Annotated in this window: 19 protein-coding genes and 1 tRNA gene; 15 read left to right on the forward strand and 5 right to left on the reverse strand. The window is 34.7% G+C overall.

The features are described 5' to 3' along the window. Positions 1 to 96: 96 nt before the first annotated feature. Positions 97 to 552, forward strand: coding sequence for a lipocalin family protein (locus tag FFS26_RS19035; protein WP_110010363.1), 456 nt, complete (start codon positions 97 to 99; stop codon positions 550 to 552). A gap of 24 nt (positions 553 to 576) precedes the next feature. Further along, positions 577 to 1,041: a hypothetical protein gene (locus FFS26_RS19040; RefSeq protein WP_110010362.1), complete on the forward strand. Its 465-nt coding sequence runs from the start codon at positions 577 to 579 to the stop codon at positions 1,039 to 1,041. A 325-nt stretch (positions 1,042 to 1,366) separates the two neighbouring features. On the opposite strand, the gene FFS26_RS19045 is transcribed toward FFS26_RS19040, so the two are convergent. The 4 genes from FFS26_RS19045 to FFS26_RS19060 form a co-directional block, all read right to left on the reverse strand. Next, positions 1,367 to 1,705, reverse strand: a complete 339-nt coding sequence (locus FFS26_RS19045) for a DUF962 domain-containing protein (protein ID WP_110010361.1) — start codon at positions 1,703 to 1,705, stop codon at positions 1,367 to 1,369. Positions 1,706 to 1,864: 159 nt separating this feature from the next. Then, complete coding sequence (locus tag FFS26_RS19050; RefSeq protein ID WP_110010360.1) at positions 1,865 to 3,547, reverse strand: APC family permease; 1,683 nt, start codon at positions 3,545 to 3,547, stop codon at positions 1,865 to 1,867. Between the two features lie 104 nt (positions 3,548 to 3,651). Further along, positions 3,652 to 5,916, reverse strand: a complete 2,265-nt coding sequence (locus tag FFS26_RS19055; RefSeq protein ID WP_137905814.1) for a CocE/NonD family hydrolase — start codon at positions 5,914 to 5,916, stop codon at positions 3,652 to 3,654. Between the two features lie 182 nt (positions 5,917 to 6,098). Next, complete coding sequence (locus FFS26_RS19060) at positions 6,099 to 8,336, reverse strand: CocE/NonD family hydrolase (protein ID WP_137905815.1); 2,238 nt, start codon at positions 8,334 to 8,336, stop codon at positions 6,099 to 6,101. Positions 8,337 to 8,593: 257 nt separating this feature from the next. Here FFS26_RS19060 and FFS26_RS19065 point away from each other — a divergent pair, with 257 nt between their 5' ends. The 4 genes from FFS26_RS19065 to FFS26_RS19080 all read left to right on the forward strand — a co-directional run bounded on the left by FFS26_RS19065 (position 8,594) and on the right by FFS26_RS19080 (position 13,983). Beyond that, positions 8,594 to 11,557, forward strand: a complete 2,964-nt coding sequence (locus FFS26_RS19065; protein ID WP_137905816.1) for a tetratricopeptide repeat protein — start codon at positions 8,594 to 8,596, stop codon at positions 11,555 to 11,557. Between the two features lie 3 nt (positions 11,558 to 11,560). Beyond that, a complete protein-coding gene (locus FFS26_RS19070) occupies positions 11,561 to 12,052 on the forward strand; it encodes a hypothetical protein (RefSeq protein ID WP_110010356.1) in 492 nt (163 codons plus the stop codon). Between the two features lie 35 nt (positions 12,053 to 12,087). Continuing rightward, entirely contained in the window at positions 12,088 to 13,851 is a 1,764-nt protein-coding gene (locus FFS26_RS19075; RefSeq protein ID WP_137905817.1) for a TonB-dependent receptor, read from the forward strand. A 60-nt stretch (positions 13,852 to 13,911) separates the two neighbouring features. Continuing rightward, positions 13,912 to 13,983, forward strand: a tRNA-Arg gene (locus FFS26_RS19080). A 193-nt stretch (positions 13,984 to 14,176) separates the two neighbouring features. On the opposite strand, the gene FFS26_RS19085 is transcribed toward FFS26_RS19080, so the two are convergent. Then, positions 14,177 to 14,707 (reverse strand): antirestriction protein ArdA, encoded by a 531-nt coding sequence (locus tag FFS26_RS19085; protein WP_137905818.1) that lies wholly within the window; start codon positions 14,705 to 14,707, stop codon positions 14,177 to 14,179. 908 nt (positions 14,708 to 15,615) lie between these two features. On the opposite strand from FFS26_RS19085, the gene FFS26_RS19090 reads away from it, so the two are divergent. From FFS26_RS19090 to FFS26_RS19130, 9 genes are all read left to right on the forward strand, one after another. Continuing rightward, positions 15,616 to 16,542 carry a hypothetical protein gene (locus FFS26_RS19090; RefSeq protein ID WP_137905819.1) on the forward strand — a complete coding sequence of 309 codons (927 nt, stop codon included), beginning with the start codon at positions 15,616 to 15,618 and terminating at the stop codon, positions 16,540 to 16,542. Positions 16,543 to 16,707: 165 nt separating this feature from the next. Then, positions 16,708 to 18,174, forward strand: coding sequence for a hypothetical protein (locus FFS26_RS19095; RefSeq protein WP_137905820.1), 1,467 nt, complete (start codon positions 16,708 to 16,710; stop codon positions 18,172 to 18,174). A 5-nt stretch (positions 18,175 to 18,179) separates the two neighbouring features. Continuing rightward, positions 18,180 to 19,292, forward strand: coding sequence for a hypothetical protein (locus tag FFS26_RS19100; protein ID WP_137905821.1), 1,113 nt, complete (start codon positions 18,180 to 18,182; stop codon positions 19,290 to 19,292). Positions 19,293 to 19,301: 9 nt separating this feature from the next. Next, positions 19,302 to 20,483: an RHS repeat-associated core domain-containing protein gene (locus FFS26_RS22620; RefSeq protein ID WP_171006351.1), complete on the forward strand. Its 1,182-nt coding sequence runs from the start codon at positions 19,302 to 19,304 to the stop codon at positions 20,481 to 20,483. Continuing rightward, a complete protein-coding gene (locus FFS26_RS19110; RefSeq protein WP_137905822.1) occupies positions 20,483 to 20,941 on the forward strand; it encodes a hypothetical protein in 459 nt (152 codons plus the stop codon). The genes FFS26_RS22620 and FFS26_RS19110 overlap by 1 nt, the downstream gene beginning before the upstream one ends. A gap of 211 nt (positions 20,942 to 21,152) precedes the next feature. Further along, on the forward strand, positions 21,153 to 21,929 hold the full coding sequence (locus FFS26_RS19115) for an abortive infection family protein (protein WP_137905823.1): 777 nt from the start codon (positions 21,153 to 21,155) through the stop codon (positions 21,927 to 21,929). Between the two features lie 63 nt (positions 21,930 to 21,992). Then, positions 21,993 to 22,649 carry a TauD/TfdA family dioxygenase gene (locus FFS26_RS19120; RefSeq protein ID WP_137905824.1) on the forward strand — a complete coding sequence of 219 codons (657 nt, stop codon included), beginning with the start codon at positions 21,993 to 21,995 and terminating at the stop codon, positions 22,647 to 22,649. Between the two features lie 2 nt (positions 22,650 to 22,651). Then, the gene (locus FFS26_RS19125; RefSeq protein WP_137905825.1) at positions 22,652 to 23,608 is read left to right on the forward strand and encodes a hypothetical protein; all 957 of its coding nucleotides are present in this window, start codon (positions 22,652 to 22,654) and stop codon (positions 23,606 to 23,608) included. Between the two features lie 236 nt (positions 23,609 to 23,844). Continuing rightward, entirely contained in the window at positions 23,845 to 24,228 is a 384-nt protein-coding gene (locus FFS26_RS19130) for a hypothetical protein (protein WP_137905826.1), read from the forward strand.

Genomic DNA, 24,228 nt, shown 5'->3' on the forward strand with positions numbered 1-24,228 from the left:
GTTTAAGGTAAAGAATTACGGCGGGCGGCGAAGCCGCCCGCCGTAATTCTTTACTCACTATTATATTCGTTTACAATCAAAAAACACAAATTCATTATGTCTAAGATATTTTTTCTTGCCTCTTTTCTGACCGTTTCTCTGGTCAGTGCCCAAAAATTAACCAAAGAAAACGTTACGGGATTCTGGAAACTGAAGGAAGCCGGATTTTATGAAGGTAAAAAGAAAGTGATAAAAGAATTCGATAACTGCCGCCTGATGAGAAATTATGCGATCAGGGAAGATGGTTTCGCCATCTATAATTATGTAGAAGGGAAGTCGGGTGACTGCAGTCCATCTGAACCAAGACTGTCTTTTTGGAGGATTGTTGAAAACAGGATCCAGTTTTATGTAGATGATAAAAATATCCTTGAAGAAGTGGAAGTAACAATCAATAAAGATCATACGATAACCTTTTCAAGCTATATTCCTGAACCGAAAAAAGTAAACGGAGATGCATTCGCTGAAAAAATAGCCAACACGGTTCATTACGACATACTTGAAAAACAATACTAACCGTAAACACAAAATTTTTAACGTATGAATTATGTAACGGTCATCTATCTCGGAAATCTGGTATTGTATGCCATGTATTTCTTTGGAAGAATGGGTAGTGAAGTTGATGTTTCAGGACTGGATTATACCGTTTCCGGAATTTTATCTTTATTTCTGATCTTCGCCGGATATCTGAATGCAAAAAATGGGATGATTTACAGAACCGTCCTATGGATGTTTTTTGTGAATGTTTTCTTATTCGTTTGCTCCGGCTTGTTTGATCAGTTTGGAAGCGATTTTAATATTCTTTCTACAGGTAATAGTGACAGTTTTCTTTTTACATTGGCACTGCTTGTTTATAACGGATATCTTTTTCCTTTAACGATTATCCTTGACGGATCAGGTCTGGCTTTGATAGTTCCGGTTGTATTATCATGTATTCTGCCTTCATTGGGTTATCTGATTGGGAAGAAACTCCCTCAGAATAAACAGAATTCTACCAACATATAGTCATTGCGAACCGAAGGTGAAGCAATCTCAATCTAAAAGTAAAGGTCGGAAAACGCAAAGGCGCAAGTATTATTAGAAGGAATTCTTTTAAGGCGCAAAGATTTTATCTCCGATAAAATTTCAAAACTCTGTTTTGTCATTCCGGGCAAAGCAAGGAATCTAAACTTTAATATCCTCTACAGCTCTTGAAAACTAGGCAGATATTATTAAAAAAAATTCCACAATCTGCGAGAAAAATAATATCATCATTTGCTGAAAATCTCACATTGTGCTAAGTCGAAATGCTCTTGCGTCTTCAAAATTAAAAAAGAAAAGAAACTAAAGGCTATTCCTGCTTTTGAGGCTGGTTATTGGACGTAAAGAATTTCTGCTTCCCGATCAATAGTTCAAAAAACAGTCTGAAATCCGAGATTAAAGACCATAAAGGATATTTAAAAGTAGCCGGCTTATTTCTCTCAATCACAGCATGACTGAACCAGGCAAATCCATAACCTACAATCGGGATATACCAAAGAAATCTTTCTTTTCCGGAACTGATGACATACCATAATACGAAAAATACGAGAAACGTTCCGATAAAATGGAAAATGCGGGTACCTGTTTTACTATGCTCAGTAAGATAAAACTGATAAAATTCTCTGTATGTTTTGATTCTTTCAGACATGGCGGGTTAGTTTATTGATTCAATTGAGTTGAAAGCAATAATTCTGCCGATTTTTAAAAGAGCCCAAAAAAGTAAAAAGGCAAAATAACAAATCAGGTCTTTCCATCAGGTGTAACCTATTTGCTATTTTGCCTTTCCGCAATTTTATTAAGAGCTTACTTAGCTGTCTTTTAATTCTTTTCCAAGCTTACTGTTTTTATATCCGTAGCAGAAATAAATAACCATACCGATCAGGAACCACATTCCGAACCAGAACCAGTTCTCATGGCTCATTCCTGTAAGAAGATACAGACATGAACTTAAACCAATCAATGGAATTAATGATAAATTCTTGATAAAAGCTACGACACATAGAATCAGGTTGATGATAATAAAAAAGAAAATAGAAGCTCTGAATTCTCCTTCATTAGGATCTGACCAGTTCATCAGATTATCAAAAAACTCAGGCTGCCATTGGTAGAAAGCCAGTAAACCTCCAATGAAAATGACAGGGAAAATGATTTTACCATTCACGTAAGGAAGGTGGAATCTGCCTTTAATTTTTTCTTTAGCTGGAAGCATTAATACTCCGGCACATACCAGTACAAAAGCGAAAATAGTTCCGATACTTGTAAAATCAAGGATGAAAGTCTTATCTGTAAACAGGATAGGAATACCTACCACAATTCCCGTAACGATCGTTGCGTAGGATGGCGTTTTATACTTAGGATGTATTTTTTGAAATCTTGCAGGCATCAGTCCGTCACGGCTCATAGCATACCATATTCTCGGCTGTCCCATCTGGAAAACCAATAATACGGTAGTGATGGCAACAATCGCAACGAAGGAAACAACAAGCTCCATCCAGGCTACATTGGCATTCGTTTTTTCAAATATAAATGAAAGCGGATCTCCCACACCATCAAATTTTTTGTAATCTACCATTCCTGTTAAGACCAATGTCAAAGCAATATAGATCACGGTACACAATACAAGAGAGATAATCATTCCTTTTGGTAAGGTCTTCTGCGGGTCTTTCGTCTCTTCAGAAAGAACACTTAAGGCATCAAATCCGATATAGGCGAAGAATACTCCGGATACGGCACTCATTACTCCGGCAAAACCATTCGGCATGAAGGATGGTGTTCCGGTTGTCGGGCTTACCGGGGTCCAGTTTTCAGTATTGATATACGCAAAACCAACAAGAATAACGAGTAAAATTACTCCAAGCTTTAAGATAACCAGAGAGTTATTGAAGTTTTTACTTTCTTTTACTCCTACATAACAAAGCCAAGTAATCAAACCGTTAATAACCAATGCCGGAATATCTACAATGAATTTCAAACTTCCGATTAATGGAGCGGTCTTCCATGCATTTAAGAGTTCCTTGTTTTCTGAACCATATTGAACGGCTTTTCTGGCTTCGGTATAGCTGCAGGTAAGATAATCAGGGATATGCATTCCGAGACGTCCTAAGAAACTGGTGAAATAATCTGACCAGGAAAAGGCTACGTAAATATTCCCGAAAGAATATTCCATGATCAGAGCCCAGCCGATAACCCATGCAATCAATTCCCCAAAACTGGCATAAGCATATGTGTAGGCAGAACCTGCCGTAGGAATTCTGCTGGCAAATTCAGCGTAGCATAAAGCGGTAAACCCACAGGCAAAACCACAAATCAAATAGAGTAGTATTACACCGGGACCGCCTCTGAAAACGGCTTCTCCCAAACTGCTGAAACTCCCAGCTCCAATAATGGCCGCAATACCAAAAAATACAATGTCCCATACACCCAGCACTCTTAAAAGTCCCGTCGAAGTATCTGTATCTGAATAGATTTTTCTTCTAAAAAGTTGACTCATTCAATAACTATATTTGATTTGAAAAAAAGCAAATGTAATGATTTTTTATTTTGATGTTAACAGTTGTTAAAAACATTTGGGGAAAAATGCGCAAACAAAAGAATCTACTCTTTATAAATGGGAATTTCCACATAACTGTCGTTGTGCCATTTTATTTCCAAAGGCTCACCTGCATCTTTTATAGTTTCATCACTTACATTTTTTCCTGTGCCATAATTGATCTGCCAGTTCTTATTTTTATTAACTCCTACCAGTAAGACCAGTTTACTTCCTTTTTCTATTTTTTTGCTGATGAAAAATGAGTTTTTGATTGGGATCTGCTCCTTTTTGCCAGGTTTAAGCAGATGACGTTTGGAATTGTTTTTTGCATAGCTGGCTCGGGTAAGATGTGTAGACAGTAAAAATATCTTACCATCAGGCTGTACCTGATATAATAGGGTTTTGGGATCAAAATCCTTTTTGTTGATGGAAACGTTGAATATTCCGGATAAATTTCCGCTTATTGTAATATCCTTTTCCAGAATTTCACTTTCAAAATAAATAGAATTGGTTACATACACACTATCCTGTTTGCTTACTGTATGATAAAGATATTTCGGATTTCTGTCTTTAAAGTCAATGGTCTGTTGGGTAAATTGTTCAGTTCCGGGTTTCTCAAAAACTGAAGAACCGTTTTTACGGTCCTGAAGATAAAATTTAAGAGAAGATGAGTGCATTTTATCAAGAGTAGGAACATGTTTCCATGTATTACTGTTCATGATCTGAAAATTGACTTTATCTTTCAGAAGTTCCGGTTTTTTGCCATCCTTCAGAATATAATCAAACCATGAAAAAGCAAGTTGATCAATACTTATTCTGGCTACAGGATCTATGAGTAGATTCCCATAACCGAAAACATAAACATAATTGTTTCCATAGCTTTGAGCTGCTGCATGATCATAAGGTCCTATCACTAAATAATGGTTAGGATTTTTGTTGTATTTGTGATGTTCTTTAAAATAATACAATGCTCCGATCTGATCAGCATCATAATAGCCTGTAGTCGTTAAAACAGGAATGTTTATTTTGGCAAATTCTTTTTTGTAAGGGACCATGTTTTGCCAGTATTTATCATAACCGGGATGATCCAGCCATCTTTGGAATATTGTATTGGGCTTCCCGCTTAAAGAATCAAGGGCTCTGAATGATCTGCCGCTTTTGTACCATGCTGTATTGATGGAATCCCATTTTGTATCATTATTAAAGCTTGCTTCATCAGTCAGCTTATTATTGGTGACATAGTGAATCCACTGGAGCATATAACCCTTGAAGACATTATTCTGAGAAGGATAATCTATTCCGATCCCTACCGAAACCTGAGGTACAATGGTTTTCAAAGCCGGGTGCAGTTTTTTGGCAGCTGCCCATTGGCTGAATCCTAAATAACTTCCGCCTATCATTCCTACTTTACCATTGCTCCACGGTTGCTTGCTGACCCAGTCGATGACTTCATAAAGATCCTGAGCTTCGTCTTCAAATGGATGATTGGGGTCATTGCTGTCTCTTTTTCCACGGGTGTTAACCACGGCTCCTACGTAATTGTAAACTGCTGCTCTTTTCCCTATCGCTGCATCTAAAAATTCCCCGGCATAAATATTATTGGTAAGTATAACAGGAAGAGGAGAAGTGTTTTCTTTTTTTCGTACAATCGTAATGGTAAGTTTTGTTCCTTTTTTTAAAGTAAGGATTTTGGTTTCAATGATGAATTTTTCCTGCTCCTTTACTTTGAACAGCTGCATAATCTGAGGCTTGATGCTTGAGTAAGTCTTATAATTGACATAGTTCTTACATAAAGCCAGAGCGGAAGCATAGTCTATGCTGTCCTTATCTTTTTGTTTGTCAAGTGTTGCATTCAACCTCTTTTTATGGTCCTTTACATCTGAATCAATATCCAGAGTGGGTCCTACTTTGGTGGTCAGCGGTTCGGATAAACTTTCATATCTTGTAGTAAAGGCCGCTTGAAGAGCGGCTGGAAACGGAATATTTTTATCCTTTTCCATCAGTCTGGCTATACTGTAGATTTCATGAGCAAGATATTTGTTCCCCGCCATATTATGATCTGCATATTCCTTACGGTAATCGGTTAAACTTGTAATGGAATTTTTGTAATCCTTTGCCGCGAGCTGTAAACGAAACAGGTTATCTAAAAACGTGAGTACATACTTCGGTTTGTTCTTAGGAGACTGATATTCAGTAATCACCTTTAAAGCGAGTTCGGGAATTTGTTTTTCCAAAATCACAGAATCTGTTGTTGCTGCTTTCGGAAAGTAAAATTTCTGAGCCTGCATTATATTGACAAAACATAATGCTAAAAGTATCTTAAATTTCATTAATGATGTATTTTGAGCTTCTGATGAAAAAGTATCATATCAAAATATGTACTTCGCCATTAATTACCCAATTGGTTATTTTTTTTAGCGGACTAAATTAAGAATTTTAATCAGTAAAGAATGAAATGATCTTATTATTTTTTATTGCATAAAGCCCGCTGAAATGTGTTTAGAAAAGGTTTTTAGTCTTTATAAACAGGAATTTCCACATAGCTGTCATTGTACCATTTTATTTCCAGCGGTTCCCCAGAATCCTTTATCGTTTCTTCACTTACGTCTTTGCCAGATCCATAATTAATCTGCCAGTTAGGATTTTTATTAACGCCGACCAACAACAGGAGTTTGCTTCCTTTCTCTATCTTTTTACTCATAACATATGAGTTGTTAATGGGAATCTGTTCTGTCTTGCCCGGTTCAAGAAGCTGTCGTTTTTGATTGTTTTTTGCATAGCTGGCTCTCACGATATGAGTTGATAGTAAATAGGATTTTCCATCAGGAGAAATCTGGTACAGATAGGTTTCTGTATCAAAATCTTTTTTATTGATCGAAACATTGAAAACTCCTGACAGGTTTCCACTCATGATCATATCCTTGTCGAGCACTTCACTTTCGAAAACTATAGAATTAGTCATTTTAATACTGTCTTTTTTGCTGACATTGTAATAAATGTCTTTCTGATTCCTGTTTTTAAAATCAATAATTTGGGTTGTGAAACTTTGAGCTTCAGGTTTATTAAAGACTGAAGGCGTATTTTTTTTGTCCTGAAGATAGAATTTCAAAGAAGAATTATGCATTTTATCGAGATCACCCACATGTTTCCAGGTATTCGTATTCATGACCTGAAAATTAATTCTGTCTTTCAGTAGTTCAGGTTTTTTGCCTCCTTTAAGAATATAATCAAACCATGAAAAAGCAAGATCATCAATGCTTATTCTGGCCAGCGGATCAATAGGATTGCCATTCACGTAAGTAAATCCGAAACTTTGAGCTCCACCATGATTATAGGGGCCTATGACCAGATAATGATCTGCATTTTTATTGTATAAATGATGCTGTTTAAAATAATACAGTGCACCAATCTGATCATCGTCATAATATCCGGTTGTAGTCAAAATGGGAATGTTGATTTTTGAAAAATCCTCTTTGTAAGGAACCATTTTCTGCCAGTATTCATCATATCCCGGATGATCCAGCCAACGCTGGAATATTTTGCTGGGTTTCCCGCTTATTTTATCTAATGATCTGAATGATTCCCCGCTTTTATACCATTTTGTAAAAATAGAATCCCATTTTACAGCATTGGTAAAATCAGCTTCATCGGTAAACTTATTATTGGTAACATACTGGATCCACTGAAGCATATAGCTCATGAAGATATTATTCTGTGCCGGATAATCAATCCCGATTCCCACTGCAACCTGAGGAACAATTGTTTTCAAAGCCGGATGCACTTTTTTTACGGCTGCCCACTGGCTGAAGCCTAAATAGCTTCCTCCGATCATTCCTACTTTCCCGTTGCACCAGGGCTGTTTGCTGACCCAGTCTATCACTTCATAAATATCTTGCGATTCATGCTCAAAAGGATTGTTCGTATCATTGCTGTTTCTCTTACCTCTGGTATTGACAACCGCACCTACATAATTATAAGTGGCAGCTCTCTTTCCAAAGAAGCCATCAATGGGACCTGCATAGATATTATTGGTTAAAATAACAGGAAGCGGGGAAGTATTTTTCTTTTTGCGGACAATAGTGATCGTTAAGGTGTTCCCGTTGATCTTAAGATCTTTCGTTTCGGTAATGAATCTTTCATTGTCTTTTGAGGCCAGCAGCTGCATGACCTGAGGCTTAATGCTGGAGTAGGTTTTATAATTCAGATAACTTTTACATAGCGCCAGTGCCGTTCTGTAATCGATGCTGTCTTTGTCTTTTTGCTTAACCAGCAGACTCTTCAACAGTTTTCTGGATACGTTCACATCTCCGTTAAGAGCGAGTTCCAGTCTTGGAACCAGATTTTCCGGAAGACTTTCATATTTTTGGTTGAATACTTTCTGAAGGGCATTCGGAAAAGAGATGTTTTTTTCTTTTTGCTCCATTTTAGCCATCGTGTACAATTCAAAACCTATCAATCTGTATCCACCCATATTGTTATCGGCAAAGAAATTGCGGTTTTCAGAAAGGGAAGCCAATGAGTTTTTATAATCCTGGGCGACCATCTGTAAACGGAAAAGGTTATCCGTAAGATCAACGGGATTTTCTGGTTTATATTTTACCGACTGAAGATGAGGAATCACTTGTTGTGCAAGTCCTGGAATCTGTTTTTCCAGTATAACAGAGTCATTTACAGCTGTCTTTGGAAAATAAAACTTTTGTGCCTGCAGGAGGTTTACCCAAATTAATGCTAAAAGAATCTTAAATTTCATGAGATGGTGTGTTTATGGTATGTTTTTAGCTGCTGTTGAAAAAGTATCAAATTAAAATATGTTTTTGATAACTGTTTGTAAAAATTGTTTATATTTTATCAAACGAATGTAGTAAATTTTATCATTGTATGGTGAGAAAATTTACATTGTTATCAAATAAGAATTAACTGTCATTAACACTGTTAAAACTTGCTTAAACAATAAGTTTTTAATATTTTCGTTAACTTATTTAGACTAATTTTCTTATATCAAGAAGAATGAAATCAAAAAAAATACTTTTAGCGGCTGCGGTCATCTATTTCGGAATCTCCGATGCTCAACAGTCCCAATATTTTACCCAGAAAGAAAATTACAGGTTCAATCTAGCCGAAAATCTTTATCAGACCAAAATATACAACGCTTCCCAATACGAATATGCAAGACAATATTTCTACAATCAGAATTTGTCCCGTTCGAAAAAGGAAGGCGCCCAGTTTTTTGATAATGTGATCGGTGTGATTCTTCAGAAAAATCATGCTGAAGAAGGGTTAACGGCTTTCATGAAAGAATATCCTAATTCTGCTTATTTTGCGCAAGCTAATCTTCCTTTGGCAGATTACTATTTAGCAAAAAAAGATTTCGATAAAGCGCTGGAGACTTTGAAAAAAGTAAACCAGTATCAGCTTTCGAAAGAGGAGAATACCGAGTATATTCTGAAGCTTGGATATGCAAAATTCATGACGGGTGATTCCAAGGGAGCTACTGATGCCCTTGAAGAAGCTTATAAATCGGCAGATCAGTCCCAAAAAGGAGATATTGCTTATATGCTTGGGCATTTGTATTACAGCAACAGACAGAATGATAAAGCTTTCCAGTATTTTGATTCGATAAAAGATCAGGATAAATTCTCAAAGCTGGTACGTCCTTATTATGTACAGATGTATTACAATGATAAGAACTACGATCAGGCTATTACAGAAGGAACAGCTTTGTTGAACGAAAATATTTCAGATTCTTATAAAGCGGAAGTTCATAAGATCATCGGGGAGAGTTACTTCATGAAGAATGATTACACCTCTGCGTATCCACATTTGAAAGATTATCTGAGTGTACAGCAGAATCCATCTGAAAACGATTTGTATGAGATGGGATTTGTGGCTGCACAGCTGAAGAAATATGATGAAGCGGTTTCTTATTACAACCAGCTTCTCAACAGCAATTCTGCCTTGGCACAAAATGCTTACTACCAGCTTGGAAATGCTTACCTGGCTGTAGATAAAAAACAGGAAGCGCTTTCCGCATTCCGTTCTTCTTATCAGATGGATTATGATGCTAAAGTGAAAAAGCTGGCCCATGAGCAGTATGCTAAACTAAGTTACGATATCGGTAACCCGTTTGAAAGTCCTTCAGCGGTGATCCAAAGTTATATCAACGAAAATCAGGATGGTGCCAATGCTACAGAAATGAGGTCATTACTGGTGAAATCCTATCTGTATTCCGGAAACTATAAAGAAACTCTGAATGCTATTGACAGATTGCAGAGTTCAACTCCTGAGATCAACAAAGTAGACCAGGAGGTTTCTTATTTATTAGGAACTGAAGAATTCAATAAAGGAAATTATGATGAGGCCGAGAAATATTTCTTAAGAAGTCTTGGTTTCAATATCAATAAAGAATTCAACAGCAGAGCTTTATACTGGCTGGCACAGGTATATTACCAGAAAGGAAACTATCCTTCTGCCATTGTTCGTTACGAAAAGCTTCTGACTGAAAACTTCCCTGAAAAACAGCAGCTGCCTTATGATTTAGGATATGCTTATTTTAAATCCAAAAAGTTTGATCAGGCTGCTACTTACTTTAAGCAGTATCTTACCAATCCGAAACCGGAGTTTAAAAATGATGCAGAACTTCGTCTTGCAGATATCCATTATGCCAACAATGATCTGAACGAAGCCATTGCTATCTATGATAAAAACGAAGATGCTACGGATTATACCTTGTATCAAAAAGCAATGGCTCTGGGATTCAAAGGGGATACACAGGCGAAGATTAACAACCTTAAAAACCTTTTATCAAAATATCCGGATTCTGAATATTATGATGATGCTCAGTACGAAATAGGAACAGCATATGCCGCTCAGGATGATTTTGCGAACTCCAATGACTATTTCGGAAAAGTAATTAAAGGTTCTTCCGACAAAGATCTGATCGCGAATGCTTCTATCTATAGAGCGCAGAATTACATCGACCAGAATCAGAATGATAAAGCACTTTCTGAATTAAAATCTCTGGGTGAACAGTATAAAAATACTGCCTATGCTCAGAAAGTTGTTCAGGCTGCAAAACCTATCTTCACGAAAAACGGAGATGTTTCAGGATATGAAACTTTCGCAAGAAATATTGGAGTAAATGTAGATGCTGCTGAAATTGATGAGATCAACTTATCTACAGGTAAGCAGTTGTTCGCGAAGAAAGATTATAAGAATGCCATTTCTTATTATGAAAAGTATCTGACACAGAACCCAACAGGGGAAGGATTGTACCAGGCGAAGTACGAATTAGGAGAAAGTTATTATCAGACTAACAATTCAACTAAAGCTTTACTTGTCCTTCAGGAAGTTGCTGGAATTCAGAATGATTACCAGGATGATGCACAAACTCGTTTAGCTCAGATCTTCCTTGTACAGGGGAATACTGCTGAAGCTAAAAAGTACCTTGAAGGCATTAAAAACTCTTCCAACATCAGCATTAAAAACTATGCAAATGTGGAATTGATGAAACTGTATGCGGAAGAAAATAATTTCTCAGAAGCTGAAAAATTAGCCAATGCAGTAATCGCCAATTCTAAAAACTCGGCAGCCGTTATTGAAACTGCGAAAGTGATCAAAGCAAGAAGCCTGATGAACTCAGGAAAAGATAAAGATGCACAGACTGCCTATTCTTCTCTTGAAAAATCATCCAATACTTCAGTAGCTGCAGAAGCTCTTTACGCAAAAGCCTATTATCAGAACAAAGGAAAAGCTTTCAAGTCTTCTAATGAGACGATCTTTAAGCTTGCCAACAACTATGCATCAGAAGAATTCTGGGGAGCAAAAGCGTTGGTATTGATGGCTAAAAACTATATCGGCCTGAAAGATAACTACCAGGCAAGTTATACCTGTGATCAGATCATTGCAAACTACAAGGATTTCCCTGAAATTGTTGGAGAAGCAAAAGAAGTTAAAAAACAGATTAAGAAATAGTACATGAAGGTTTTTAAAATTTCCATATATTCTTTTTTAATTTCTGCTTCACTCTGGAGCTGTATTCCTTCGTACAGTGCCTATCCAAAAGAGTATAACCACGCAAAAGCTGACTTCCAAAAACAAAAGGCTTTTGTAGTGAATAAGGATCTTAAGAAAGAATTTGAGATTTTAAAACATTCTGATATTTATGAAATTGTAGAAGACAGTACCAATGTATCTAAGATAACACTGCATCCGATGAAAACTTATACTCCTCCTTGTGGAAACCCAATGATTGGAAGTATGATTACAGTCGGGTTACTGCCTTCAGCATTTCCTTATGATATAGTTTACAGTTATGATGTAGCTGAGAATAGTGCAACGAAAAATTATCAATACAAATTACAAGTTTATCAAAGCCTTTGGCTGTTTAATATATTCAGACTGGGGAGAACTTTTTCAAAACAGTCGGGGAAAGCTTTATTAGGCAGTTATATTGCTTCCAATAAATAAAAGCCCGTTATATATTTTTTTCAAATAAAGAAAATATGAACAAGAAAATTCAATTATTATCCATATTATTTTTAGGGGTTTCGTCGGTGGCGTTTTCCCAGATCAAGGAGGAAAAGCTGGTTCTTAACAAAAAAAGAGAACCGGAAGTGAAGAAGATCGAGAAGAAGAAAACTTCTGTGGAAACCATTAAAAATTATCCGCCGGAAGAGAAATCGCAGACACCTGTGAAATATACCATCACAGATGTTCCTGCTGTTTCGGATTTCAAAACTTCAACCATTCAGGGAGAGGACGTAGCACCAAAATTTGACGGAACTGCTCAGAATAATTATTTCCAGTTCGGAATGGGTAACTACGGGAAAATCCTGGTAGATGGAAACGTTTCAAAAACTCTTGAAAATAAGCTTGAAGTAGGTGCAGATGTTCATGTTCTTTCCACCAATGGTCTTAAAAAAGATTATGACTGGAAATCCGGGCAGACTTCAGCGAATATCGCCGCTTTCCTCAACTCTTATGGTGAAAAAGGGAAGTTCAACCTTAATGCTGAATATGGCTTAGATAGCTATAATTATTATGGGATCTACGCTATGCAGCCTACCGGAGAGCTTGATCTGAAACAAAAAGTAAATCAGTTTAAAGTAAACGGGTACTACGATTTTTATTCCAATGAAATCTTAAATGATGTAAGGGTAAAATCATCATTCCTGAAAGATCATTTTGATGCTCAGGAAAATCAGGTGTCCATTCTTGCCAATTTCTCCAAACATGCTGTTGAATTAGGAAAATCAGGAATCAACCTGAATGCTGACCTTGGAGTAGGATTGGATGCGGTAAAGACAGATTTTGCCATCAGGGATAAAAACTCTGCTAACTTCTTCAATACCAGCCTGACTCCGAAAGTAACTTTCAGAAAAGGAGACTCTTATTTGACGTTAGGATCTTTATTCTCTTTCCTGAATGCTAAAAATTCCAACGACCAGTTAGAACAGCAAAAAAATAATAAAACCTATTGGTTTCCGCAGGCGGAGTTTCAGTTTGCTGCGGCTAATGAATTTAAATTCTACGGAGGGGTAGACGGTGGTTTGAAACTGAATACGTACGGAGATATGTTACAGACGAATCCATTTATCCTTTCTGACCAGTTTTTAAAGCCCACAGAGACTAAATATCATTTTTATGTAGGATTGAGAGGGGACATTGACGAAACGCTGAAATACGACTTCTCTGCGGGTTATGGAAAAATGAGAGATATTATGTTCTTTAAGGCCAATGATCTTTTCGATAACAACTCTGTTAATCGTTCTGCCTACAATTTTGCCAATACATTCTCTGCAGTGTATGATGACGGAAATGTAAGCGATATTAAGGGTAGTGTGCAGTATTTCCCATTGGCTAACCTTATTTTAGACGGAGAATTGAGGTTCACCAAGTACGATCTTAAGACTTACGACAACATTTATAACGTTCCTTTGTTCAATGCGAGCATCGGGGCAAAATATACAATGCTTGACAAGAAGTTATTACTTGGATTCAAAGGAATATTTGCAAGTGACAGAACTACAAACTCTTATGCGATAGAAGGGATAGGTGATCCTAACATAATTTACCAGTCTACAGAGAATACAAATGATAAAGTTGGAGGGTATGCTGATTTAAATCTTTCCGCAGAGTATAAAATTCACAAAAATTTCAGTATTTTCGCACTCGGAAATAATCTTCTGAGCTCAAAATACCAGACGTACAAGGGATATAAAGTCCTGGGTGCACAGATTTTGGGAGGCGTGAAAATTACTTTCTAAAGTATAAATGATAGGTAATCAAGCATTACTCATTACTTATCATTCATTACTGATGAATATGGCTGCATAGTTTAATGGATAGAACTTCGGATTTCGGCTCCGACAGTGAGGGTTCGAATCCTTCTGCGGTCACTTTTTAATTAAAAGAGAATTTGTATATTATTGAAAATAAGATAATTGCATTTTCTCTTTTTTGTTTTTGTGCCCAAAATTGTGCCCAAATTTCAGAAATATTCTTTTTTTAATCTGCCTGAATTTGATTAAACCTATCTGAATACTAAAACAGATAAATTATATCTGTGATAACAAATGTATGGAATAATTTTTAGGATTTAAAATAATGTCCGTTCGATTCAAAATAATCATACATTATGTTACGTGCCGTAGTTTCCCAATCAATGCAGACAAAGCTAGGCAAATTGAATGGTATATCATTTTCATATAAATATTCCACGAACTCAATATCATTTGCAAATTCACCGTAATAGAAATTATTTATGTATTCATAGGCACTTTGAAAATTAATGCCCATAAAGTTATCCAAAACCGCTTCAAATACTTCTGAATCATACTCCGAATCATTTATTTGCTCGGCTATTTCGTAAATCTCGGGCGATAGATGACACTCACTAATCAATCCTAGTTTCTCAAATAACGAACAACCCTCATAATCTTGGAGCATGAATTCTGGCTCAAATTCATCAGAATGAAGTTCATACATTGCCGTAAGTAGTTCGTCATAGTCGGAATAGTCCGAAAGATTTAACCATTTACCGTAAAGGCTTGAATTGTTGTACTTAGCGTACGTTGAAACATAGATACTAGCAGTATCAAGACAATTTTGTAAATTTGTCATGTCAGTAATTTTAAGTTAGAGTTAAAATTTATTGATGCGCCTAGCAAGTACGCCAATACTTCTAGGCATTTTTGTTTTTATATTGAACCTTGTACACAAAGACACAAGGCTAAAAGTAGCTTGTAAAGATGTATAAATATACAACAAAAAGCCCATAAACACAAGTATTTCAGGTGCTTTTACTCAAAAAATCAATACTTTTTCAGGTTAGTTAAAAACTTTTTAATCACTCCGAGCGAAACAAAACAAAAAACTGCCGTCAAAAACCTAAAATCGTTGGTAGGGGGCGGTTGGAAAAAAGGTATCGATCCGTACCCAATATTGCGGATAGTACCCCTTGTCCCGATACCTATGTAAAAATTTTGAAACTCGGCATGGGGGCTTTTTACAGTAAAAATTTGACGGGTGGGGTAAATATAATGTTGTCTGACAGTAACCCCACTTATAATACTCATCTATTTTACCATTGTGGAGGGAAGCAATTAATCATTTTGGTGTAAATAGTCATACAAAGTATTGACAAAATCACACCTATTTTAAAACATCGATTTTTCATCCTCGACAAAAACATAGAGATTACTTACCACACCTAAAACGTAGATAAAAATCTTTAATGCTGAAAAAATTTTCACAGGTTTTTGAAGCAAAGCCAAAAGATTCGTAAAATTTTATACTTTTGTAGCTAGAATTTTATCGAAAAAATATAAAGCGTTAGCTTTTACTAGTCCTTAGAAACCGCCAATTTCAAGAGAAATCCGACAAGTAAAGCATATCGCTCACGCTCTGCGTGGGCTATTGCTGTGTCGGATAAGTGCTTGGCGGTACTTTAAGGGCGTAGGCTTTAGTCCCACGCTTTTTGCATTTACAAACCTTTCACTTTAGGGGCTGAGTGATATAATAAATCGCTTATGAAAAAGTTTATTCTTTCCGCATCTTTATTAATCGGAACTTTTTGTTTTTCTCAATCAGTTACTAAAAAGTACAATTCATTTTATGATAGATATGAGTACTTTGACCCAAACGGGAATATGATTAGCTATGAAAAGTATAACAGCTTAGCTAAACAATGGGAGATGTACAATGTTGACGGCTCAAACATTTCAAGTAATACCAGACAACCCACACAATATCGTGACCCACAACAATTAAGCATTTCAGGATTAGGAAATGCAATGATAGCAAAGCAAAATAGATATGACAATAATGTTCAGCAAGTTCAAAGTACCGTAAATTCAATCTCTAATCAAATCAATAATTTAAATGTAACGGACGAACAAAGGCAACTTATACATGATACTTTCCAAAAAAGCTGCGTTAATGAAGTAAATCGAACAAGGATTAATTATTCATCAGCCAATGAAACTAATCGTGTTATACAATGGCTATATGATTCTGCAAATACCATTATCAAAAATGTAACAGCTTCTACTAATGTCAGTTCCAGTAGTAATAACAGTAGTAGTTATCAAAACAATTCTTCAAATGATTACAGTAATGATAGTAAAATAAAATCTAATTATGGTAAAACCTTACCTGTTTATAATATTGCTATTTTTGACCATAATAATAAGCGCATAAAAGACGAAACTATAAAAAGTGATTCCTATGTAATTATAAATGATAATCAAATTATGTTTAAAAAAGCTGATGGGGAGCTTTCTTATAGAGATTTAAAAAACAAGGTATATAATGACCGTAAAAAAGGTTATGAATACTCATCAAACTGGGGAGGTGTTTTCATCCAAGAGGATTTAAAATATGTTGAGTTTTTTCAGGGCAGTTTAGCAATCGGAGAAAACTATACTTATTATATAACTCCGTCAGGAAATAGATAGGTAGATGACAATGCTTAATCATCTAAAACCAACATCGGGAAAATTGGGAAAAAACACGTCAAGTTTTGACGTTTTATCGATTTAATTTAGCAAAAATAAAACTTTAGAGAATCACTATGAAGTGGGTTTAAAAAGACTTATTTTTGTTATTAACCACAATATATAATGTTAAAAGTTTATTTTCGTGCCATATTTTTATTTACAGGGACATTAGGATTTTCCCAGATTCCTAACTTTCCTACTTCCCAAGCCCCTACCCCTAGTAGTTTGGGTAACTTTTCAAATCCAAATTATGGAAGTCCAGCAAGGTCTGTTATTCCCTCTGTTCCTCATGGTGGGTTGTACAATTCCAGAAGCTCACAGATTCAGCAACAGAATGCAAAAATGATGGAAGAAGACTTTAGGAAAGTGGCTCAGGAACAGGAACTCAGAAATAAACAGGAGAATTATTACAACCAACAAGCCTTAGAAGATTCTTATTATAACCTGCCTTCATTTTCAGGAAAAGCAGGCACACAATCCTATTATGATGCTTACAATCAATTAGGCTCACTCAATACTGACAATTATTCTATAAGTGAAGCCAATTTTATTGTGGAGAATGCCTATTATGGGAATAAACAAAATTATAATCAGTTTAAATCTGGAATTCAGAAAACAGCAAAACAGCTCTTACAGAAAATGAAAGAGAGAAAGCAGGATACTGAAAGCAATACAGATAAAAACCTCATGATTTTTGAGTACCTATCTAAAGGCATGAAGTTGGGAGGAGTTCAGCATAAAGCTATCAAATATGATTTTGAGGATTATATGGGTGCAAAGGATTGGAATAAGATGTTTGTTTCCAAACTCCTTAAAACAGGCTCTGGGCAATGTCATTCCATGCCTTTGTATTATTTGATGCTGGCAGAAGAAATGAATGCAGAAGCTCACTTAGCCTTTGCTCCCAACCATACTTATGTCAAATTTAAGGATGAAGAGGGGGAATGGCAAAATGCAGAGCTTACCAATGGGATATTTACTACAAGTTCTATTATTCTTGAATCAGGTTATATAAAATCAGAAGCTTTGCAGAATGATATTTATATGAAGGAGCAAGATAAAAAAGAGTTATTAGCACAATTTTATGCAGATTTAGCCAATGGTTATGCTCATAAATATGGAATGGATGAGTTTGTAGGAAAAACTTTGGATAGAGCACTAGAATACTCACCAAAAAATATATATGCAAACCTGCTAAAATCAACTTTTCAGCAAGCTAAACTGGAGTATGTCGCAGGGCAATTAGGCATTAAAAATCTTGAAAATCCTGAGGAACTACAAAATATCAGATTTTATCCGAGAGCATTGGCACTACTACAGGAGACAAAAGCCCAGTTCAATAATATTGACAATTTAGGCTATGTCCCGATGCCTGAAGGGGCTTATGAAGAGTGGCTGGGGAAGATGAAAGGTGAAGCCAACAGGCAGAAAAGTGAAGCTCTTGCTGAAAGAATGAGACAAATTAATGCTGAAAAGCAAAAGCAGAAACAACAGGAAGCTTTGAGAAAAGCTCAGGAACAAAAGAAAAAAGAATCTCAGCAGTCTAACGAGAAAGCCCAGTATTTCCCAATAGACCCGAAACATTTATAACAATAATGAAAAAATATTTATCTCATAAAACCATATCTATCATATCCTTAGTGTTGGTATGGCTAAGTTCAGGAACAGTTAAAGCCCAGAATAACCAGTTTTACAATGATGCTTATCAGACTATTGATAATATGCTGAATGATAAACAAAAATATAGCTTTAAAGATGCTGTATTCAGTGTAGAGAATGCTTATTTTCAAGGGAAGTTAGACACTGTACAGCTCAATAATGAAATCAGGTTTTTAACAAAATTTGCCAAAGCTATTGTAGCCAACAGGGATTTAAATTACAAACAGTCTGATAAAGACAAAGTAAGTAAATATGCAGCAATATACTCTATTATGTGCCAGACTTTGCCTATTGCTGTAAAAGATACCGTAATACAGTATAAGCCTTTTAATTATGATTTTAAGGATGTTTTTGGGCATAATGATATTACCAACTTATTTGTATCTAAATTATTAACTACCAAAAAAGGGAACTGTAATTCCATGCCTTACCTGTACAAGATTTTGGCAGAAGAATTAGGGGAAACAGCCAATTTAGCCTTAGCCCCTAACCATGTGTACATCAAACATCAAATTAAATCTGATGGCTGGTATAATACAGAGCTTACCAGTGGAATGTTTCCTCAGGATTCATGGTTGATGGCTTCGGGATATATCCATTTGGATGCCATTAAAAACGGTGTGTTTATGAAGGCTTTGAACGATAAGGAAAGTTTAGCATTGTGCTTATTTGATTTAGCACAGGCTTATAACAGGAATTTCCCTGGCAATGATGGTGAGTTTGTATTAAAAGTTGTAAACAGGGCAATAGAGATTTATCCAAACTTTGCAAAGGCTCTTATCCTTAGGGCTGAAACTCATAAACAGCAGTTTGAAAAGTTGATGGATAAACAAAATTTGAGTTCCACTAATCCTGAAAACATTAAAAAAGCCCAACAAGACCCAAAGGCTAAGGAGCTTATGGAGCTAATGACAATGGAGTACGGACATATTTATGATATCGGATATAGACAAATGCCAGAGGAAATGTATTTAGACTGGCTTGTTTCTCTGAGAACTGAGAGAGATAAATATGAGAATAAAAAATTAATGAATAACTTTACAAAATAACAAATGACTATGAAAAGAATTGTACTGACTGGTTTTGTTCTTCTCACTGGAATTACACAAGCTCAGGTCAAGAAAACTCAATTAAAGACAAAGACAAAAAAGGAATGGGTAAATCCTGTAAAACTGACTAAAGAAGAAAGAAACAGACCTTATATGGATGAGGTTCTAAAGACCAGAGATTCCATTACTCCTGAAGAAGCTGAAAGAAGAAGAAAAAATATTGCTATTGGGAATCCTTTTAAAGACCGTGGCTATTATCCTAAGATTGCTACGTTGAGTAAAGGAAAATACTTAGAATTTCATGACATGGATACAGTAGTTAATATCGGTTCAGTAAAGTACAACAGAAAAACCAAAGAGATTACAGAGTTCAGAGAAATAGATTTAAGTGACCCTGATGCACAACCTTATTTGGATACAGCAGGGAGATGGTTTTCTCCTGACCCTTTAAGTGAAGAGTATTCGAGTTGGTCTCCTTATAATATGGTTATGAATAACCCAATAAAAAATATTGACCCTGATGGAAGAGGTGTTCTTGATAATTTCCAGCTGCTCCAAAATGGACAAGTAAAGCTTATAGAAAAGACTGATGATAAAACTGACACATTATTTGCATCAGATAGCAAGGGTAATGTAGATAAAAGTAAAAGTGTTACTGTTCAAAAAGGAATAGTTGGACAACTACAATATTATAGAGATGGTAATACATCAGACAGTTATCCAGCTTATCATCAGGCTATAAAAGAACATACTGCATCTACAGAGAGTGATATGACAAGTCTGTTTGATTTTTCAGCTAAGAATTCTAAAGTTGAATTTTCATTGACTGACTTTAATATAAAGGATAAGAGGTTTATATCTCTACAAACATATAATTCAGATGAAAGGTCACCAGGTATGAGCCAAATTGGTGTAGCAGAAGGAAGTGAAAGAAAGCTGACACATAATCATCCTAGCAAGGATACTTATGACAGTAGTTTTACAGAAATAAATTCAATGGGCTATAAATCACAAAATGGTAGGACTAAAATATCTGGAGATTATTATAATGTACGTAATGGAAATGGTATGGGTAAGCCACTAAATTACAAATATCAAACTTATTTCCCTAACTCAGGGAATCTTTACAATATTACTCCTCAAGGGATTAAACTAATCAGAAAAATTAACAATAGTAAAGATTTACAATAATGAGAATTACAATAATTTTAGCTTTTATTTTTATCTTGTTTACATCATGTGAAGAGAAAAAAAACAATACAGATTTAAATGATAATTTATACAACGTTCTAATAGATTATCAGAAAAAAAATCCTTTTAAAGATGCTCCTGAAAATTCAATATATGTTTATGAAGTTTATTTTTATCAGGATAGCACTCTATCTGTTTCACTTAGCCCGATTGGAGTTAATCTTGAAGAGAAGAACCCCTATGGCATCTATAAAGATGAAAATTTAAAAGCTACATACATTATAGATAATACCAGAATTGGAAAAAATCTTGTAAAGAAATATATTCAAAGAGATTTAGATAAGTTTGTTGTAAAGGACTTTGTAATAAATGATGCAATGTATCCAGAGTATATATACAAAATCAAAGGAAAAGAACTAGTATTAATAGATTCTATAAGAGGAAATGTAAGAAGGTAAATTAAAAATTTTATTTGAAGTATCTAAGGACAACAGAAATGTAAAAAATGATTGGTTTTAACACAATATTAAGCTGAAGCCAATCATTGTAATATAGAATTCGTTTGAATTATAATACATTCTCTAAATTGAACAAAAGTAATTTTAATTCTGAATTGTCAAAGTAAAAACTTAAATTTAGTTATAACAAGAAAGATAGTAAGAAAAATAAATGGATGGATTGAAGGGACATATTTATGATTGGCTAATTGAATCCGAAGAAGAAAAAGCTGCCAATTTTTTAGAGAATTGTGAAATCGACCAGATGTACATTGATACTTTATTTTCAATGGATAGTGATGTTGAGACTTATATGTACGAAGTAACTGTAAATGTACCGCTGAAAATTCATCGCAGAATCAATGACTATTCCCAAGAAGTAGCGGCAATCGAATCAGCAATTACTGAAGCAGGGCTATCGGATGGAATCTATGTAAGGGAAATTTGCTGGAGAGCATACCTAAAAAATGAACACCAAAAACAATCCGAAAAAAAAGCTGTTGAGATTACACAATTACTTACCCAAGAGTATGTAGATAGGCAAATAAGGCTTATGAATAATTCAATAGAAAATAATCCTCATCTATCTTTAGGAATTTCCAAGGAACTCATAGAAACTTGCTGTAAACACATATTGAATAAAGCCAAGATAGAAATTAATAAAGATTGGGATATCGGAAAATTAGTAAAGGAAACCAATAAACAAATTGATTTAATGCCATTTCAAGTTGAAAACGCTGAGCTAGCTAAATTATCAATTGCAAAAATTTTGAGTGGTTTTTCAAATATCGTTCACGGAATATCTGAGTTACGCAATTCTTATGGAACTGGACACGGACACCTGCCTGAATTTAAGAATTTGGATGTCATTTATATAAAGCTCGCCGTTTCAGCATCCAGTGAACTAGCAATATTTTATTTGAGTTTAGAAAAAATTAGAAATAAGTAACATTGTCTCCTCCAAATGTGAACTAAGGTTATTTTTTACCTTTTGTTTAAATATCAAACGTAAATGATTAATAAAGAACAATTAAATGAACTAACTTTAAAAGGCTGGATAGAATTTTGTTCAGTAAATAGTGACGAATATTTAATAGATATTTCAAAAAGAATAGGGGACGTAATCAATCATCCAAATGGTAAATTAATTGACTATTTGGTACCTAAAGTTAAAACAGAAGCAAAAATTAATACTTTTAGCCATAATTTTGAATATCAAAAGTTTCCCTTACATACAGATACTGCTTTTTGGAATTTACCAACAAGATATGTATTAATGAGTTGTGAAGGTACTAGCGAAACCGCAACTACATTTGTGACTTATGATGAAATTTGCAAAATAGTTACAGAATCTGAATTACTTAATTTAAAAAAATCTATTTTTTTAATAAAAACAGCTAATAAAAATTTCTATACATCTTTGATAAACACATATGAGAATAATACATTTCTTCGGTTTGACAGAAATTGCATGAAGCCAGTAAACAAAAGTGCTAAAATTTCCTTAAATATAATTGATGAAAAACTAAACGAACTCACTATTAACAAAGTACTATGGGATAAATCTAAAATTTTTATATTTGATAATTGGAGAACTCTACATGGTAGAGAATCTCTTAAAAATGAAAAAACTAGAACCTTAAAAAGAATTTATATTAAACATAGATAAATATGAGTTGGGAAAGAGAACCATTATTTGTAAAGTCTAAACTTTTTTTTGAAAAAGGCTTTGATGAAGATAAAGAAAGTCCATTTTTTGGGTTATGGTGTGCAATGGGACTTGAACTACTTGCTCGTTCAGCTGTTGCTCATATAAGCCCAACATTACTAGCTGACCCTGACCCATCTCATCAAAATCTTTTGCATGCCCTCAACTTGGGCTCAACTAAAAGTAAAAAGAAATCTTTAATAACAGTACAGGTACTGTCTTTATGTCAAACTTTAATAACTTCTTTTACACAAGAGCATTTTAAAATTTGTTCAGCAATAATTAATCAGCGTAATGAAGAATTGCACACAGGGAGTGCTGCGTTTGATGATTATCCGACTTCGCAATGGATTGCGGGCTTTTATAAATGTTGTAAAATATTGAGCGAATTTCAAGGAGAATCTTTAAATTCTTTACTTGGTGATGAAGTTGAAAAAGAAGCAAATATGATTTTATCTGAAGTTGAAGAAGAAGTTATTGGAAAAACAAATAGTTTAATTGCATCTTATAAAAAAGTCTTTGAAAATAAAGATGAAAAAGACAAGAAAAAGCTTGCTGAAGAATCTGAAAAAAACAGTGAAAAATTAGCTTATAGAGGACATCATAGAGTAGACTGTCCTGCTTGTGGCAGTTTAGCAACAGTAATTGGTGAACCATACGGTAAAGAAAATGTTGAAACACAGATTGATGAGATTATTGTAAGGCAATCAATTCTTCCTACAAGTTTTCATTGCATTGCTTGTGAACTTAAAATAAATGGTTACAATGCTTTGACGGCAGCAAACCTATCAAATCACTATACTCGTAAGACAACATATAGTCCAGAAGAATATTTTAATTTGATTAATCCCGACGACTATGATGCAATCTCAGAAAAATTTCACGAGTTTGGAGGTTATGACGAATATAATAATGAATAAAATTTTTGTATTCTACAAAATTTCAAATCTGCAAAAACTATAAATCTAAAGTACAGAAGAAAAGAATTCATTAGCTATATTATTTATGAGCAATAAATAGTATATAGAATATTTCCTTAGCCTTATACCATTGTGTATAAGGTTTTATAATACAATTACGTTTTTCCATAATTATGAAATTAAAAAAAGGATTAAATTGTTAAGAATTTTAATTATAAAACTTAAATATAAAACAAATGGTAATTACAACAGCTTTAGTAACATCTTTACTATTAAATCTAACGCAAAAGGGACTTGAAAAAGCATTTGAAACAGGAGGTGAAAAAGTTTCTGAAGGAGCTATAAACTGGGTTAAAGGTTTATTTTATAAAAGTGGTGAACCTAAAAAAGCTCTTAAAGAACTCCAAGACGACCCAACCAACCCAAGTAAACAGGAAATTGTCAAAGGTATTGTTGAAAACAGTATTGAAGATAATGAGGACAATTTGAAATATTTTGAAGAATTAGTTAAAAATCTTCCAAAGTCAGAGAACACAATATCAAATAGTAAAAATGTGGTTACTGGAAATATATCGGCAGGAGGAAACTCAATTGTTGGTGATGGTAATACAATAAATTAA

The organism is Chryseobacterium sp. 2VB (assembly GCF_005503635.1).
In the GTDB taxonomy this organism is placed as follows: Bacteria; Bacteroidota; Bacteroidia; order Flavobacteriales; family Weeksellaceae; genus Chryseobacterium; species Chryseobacterium cupriresistens.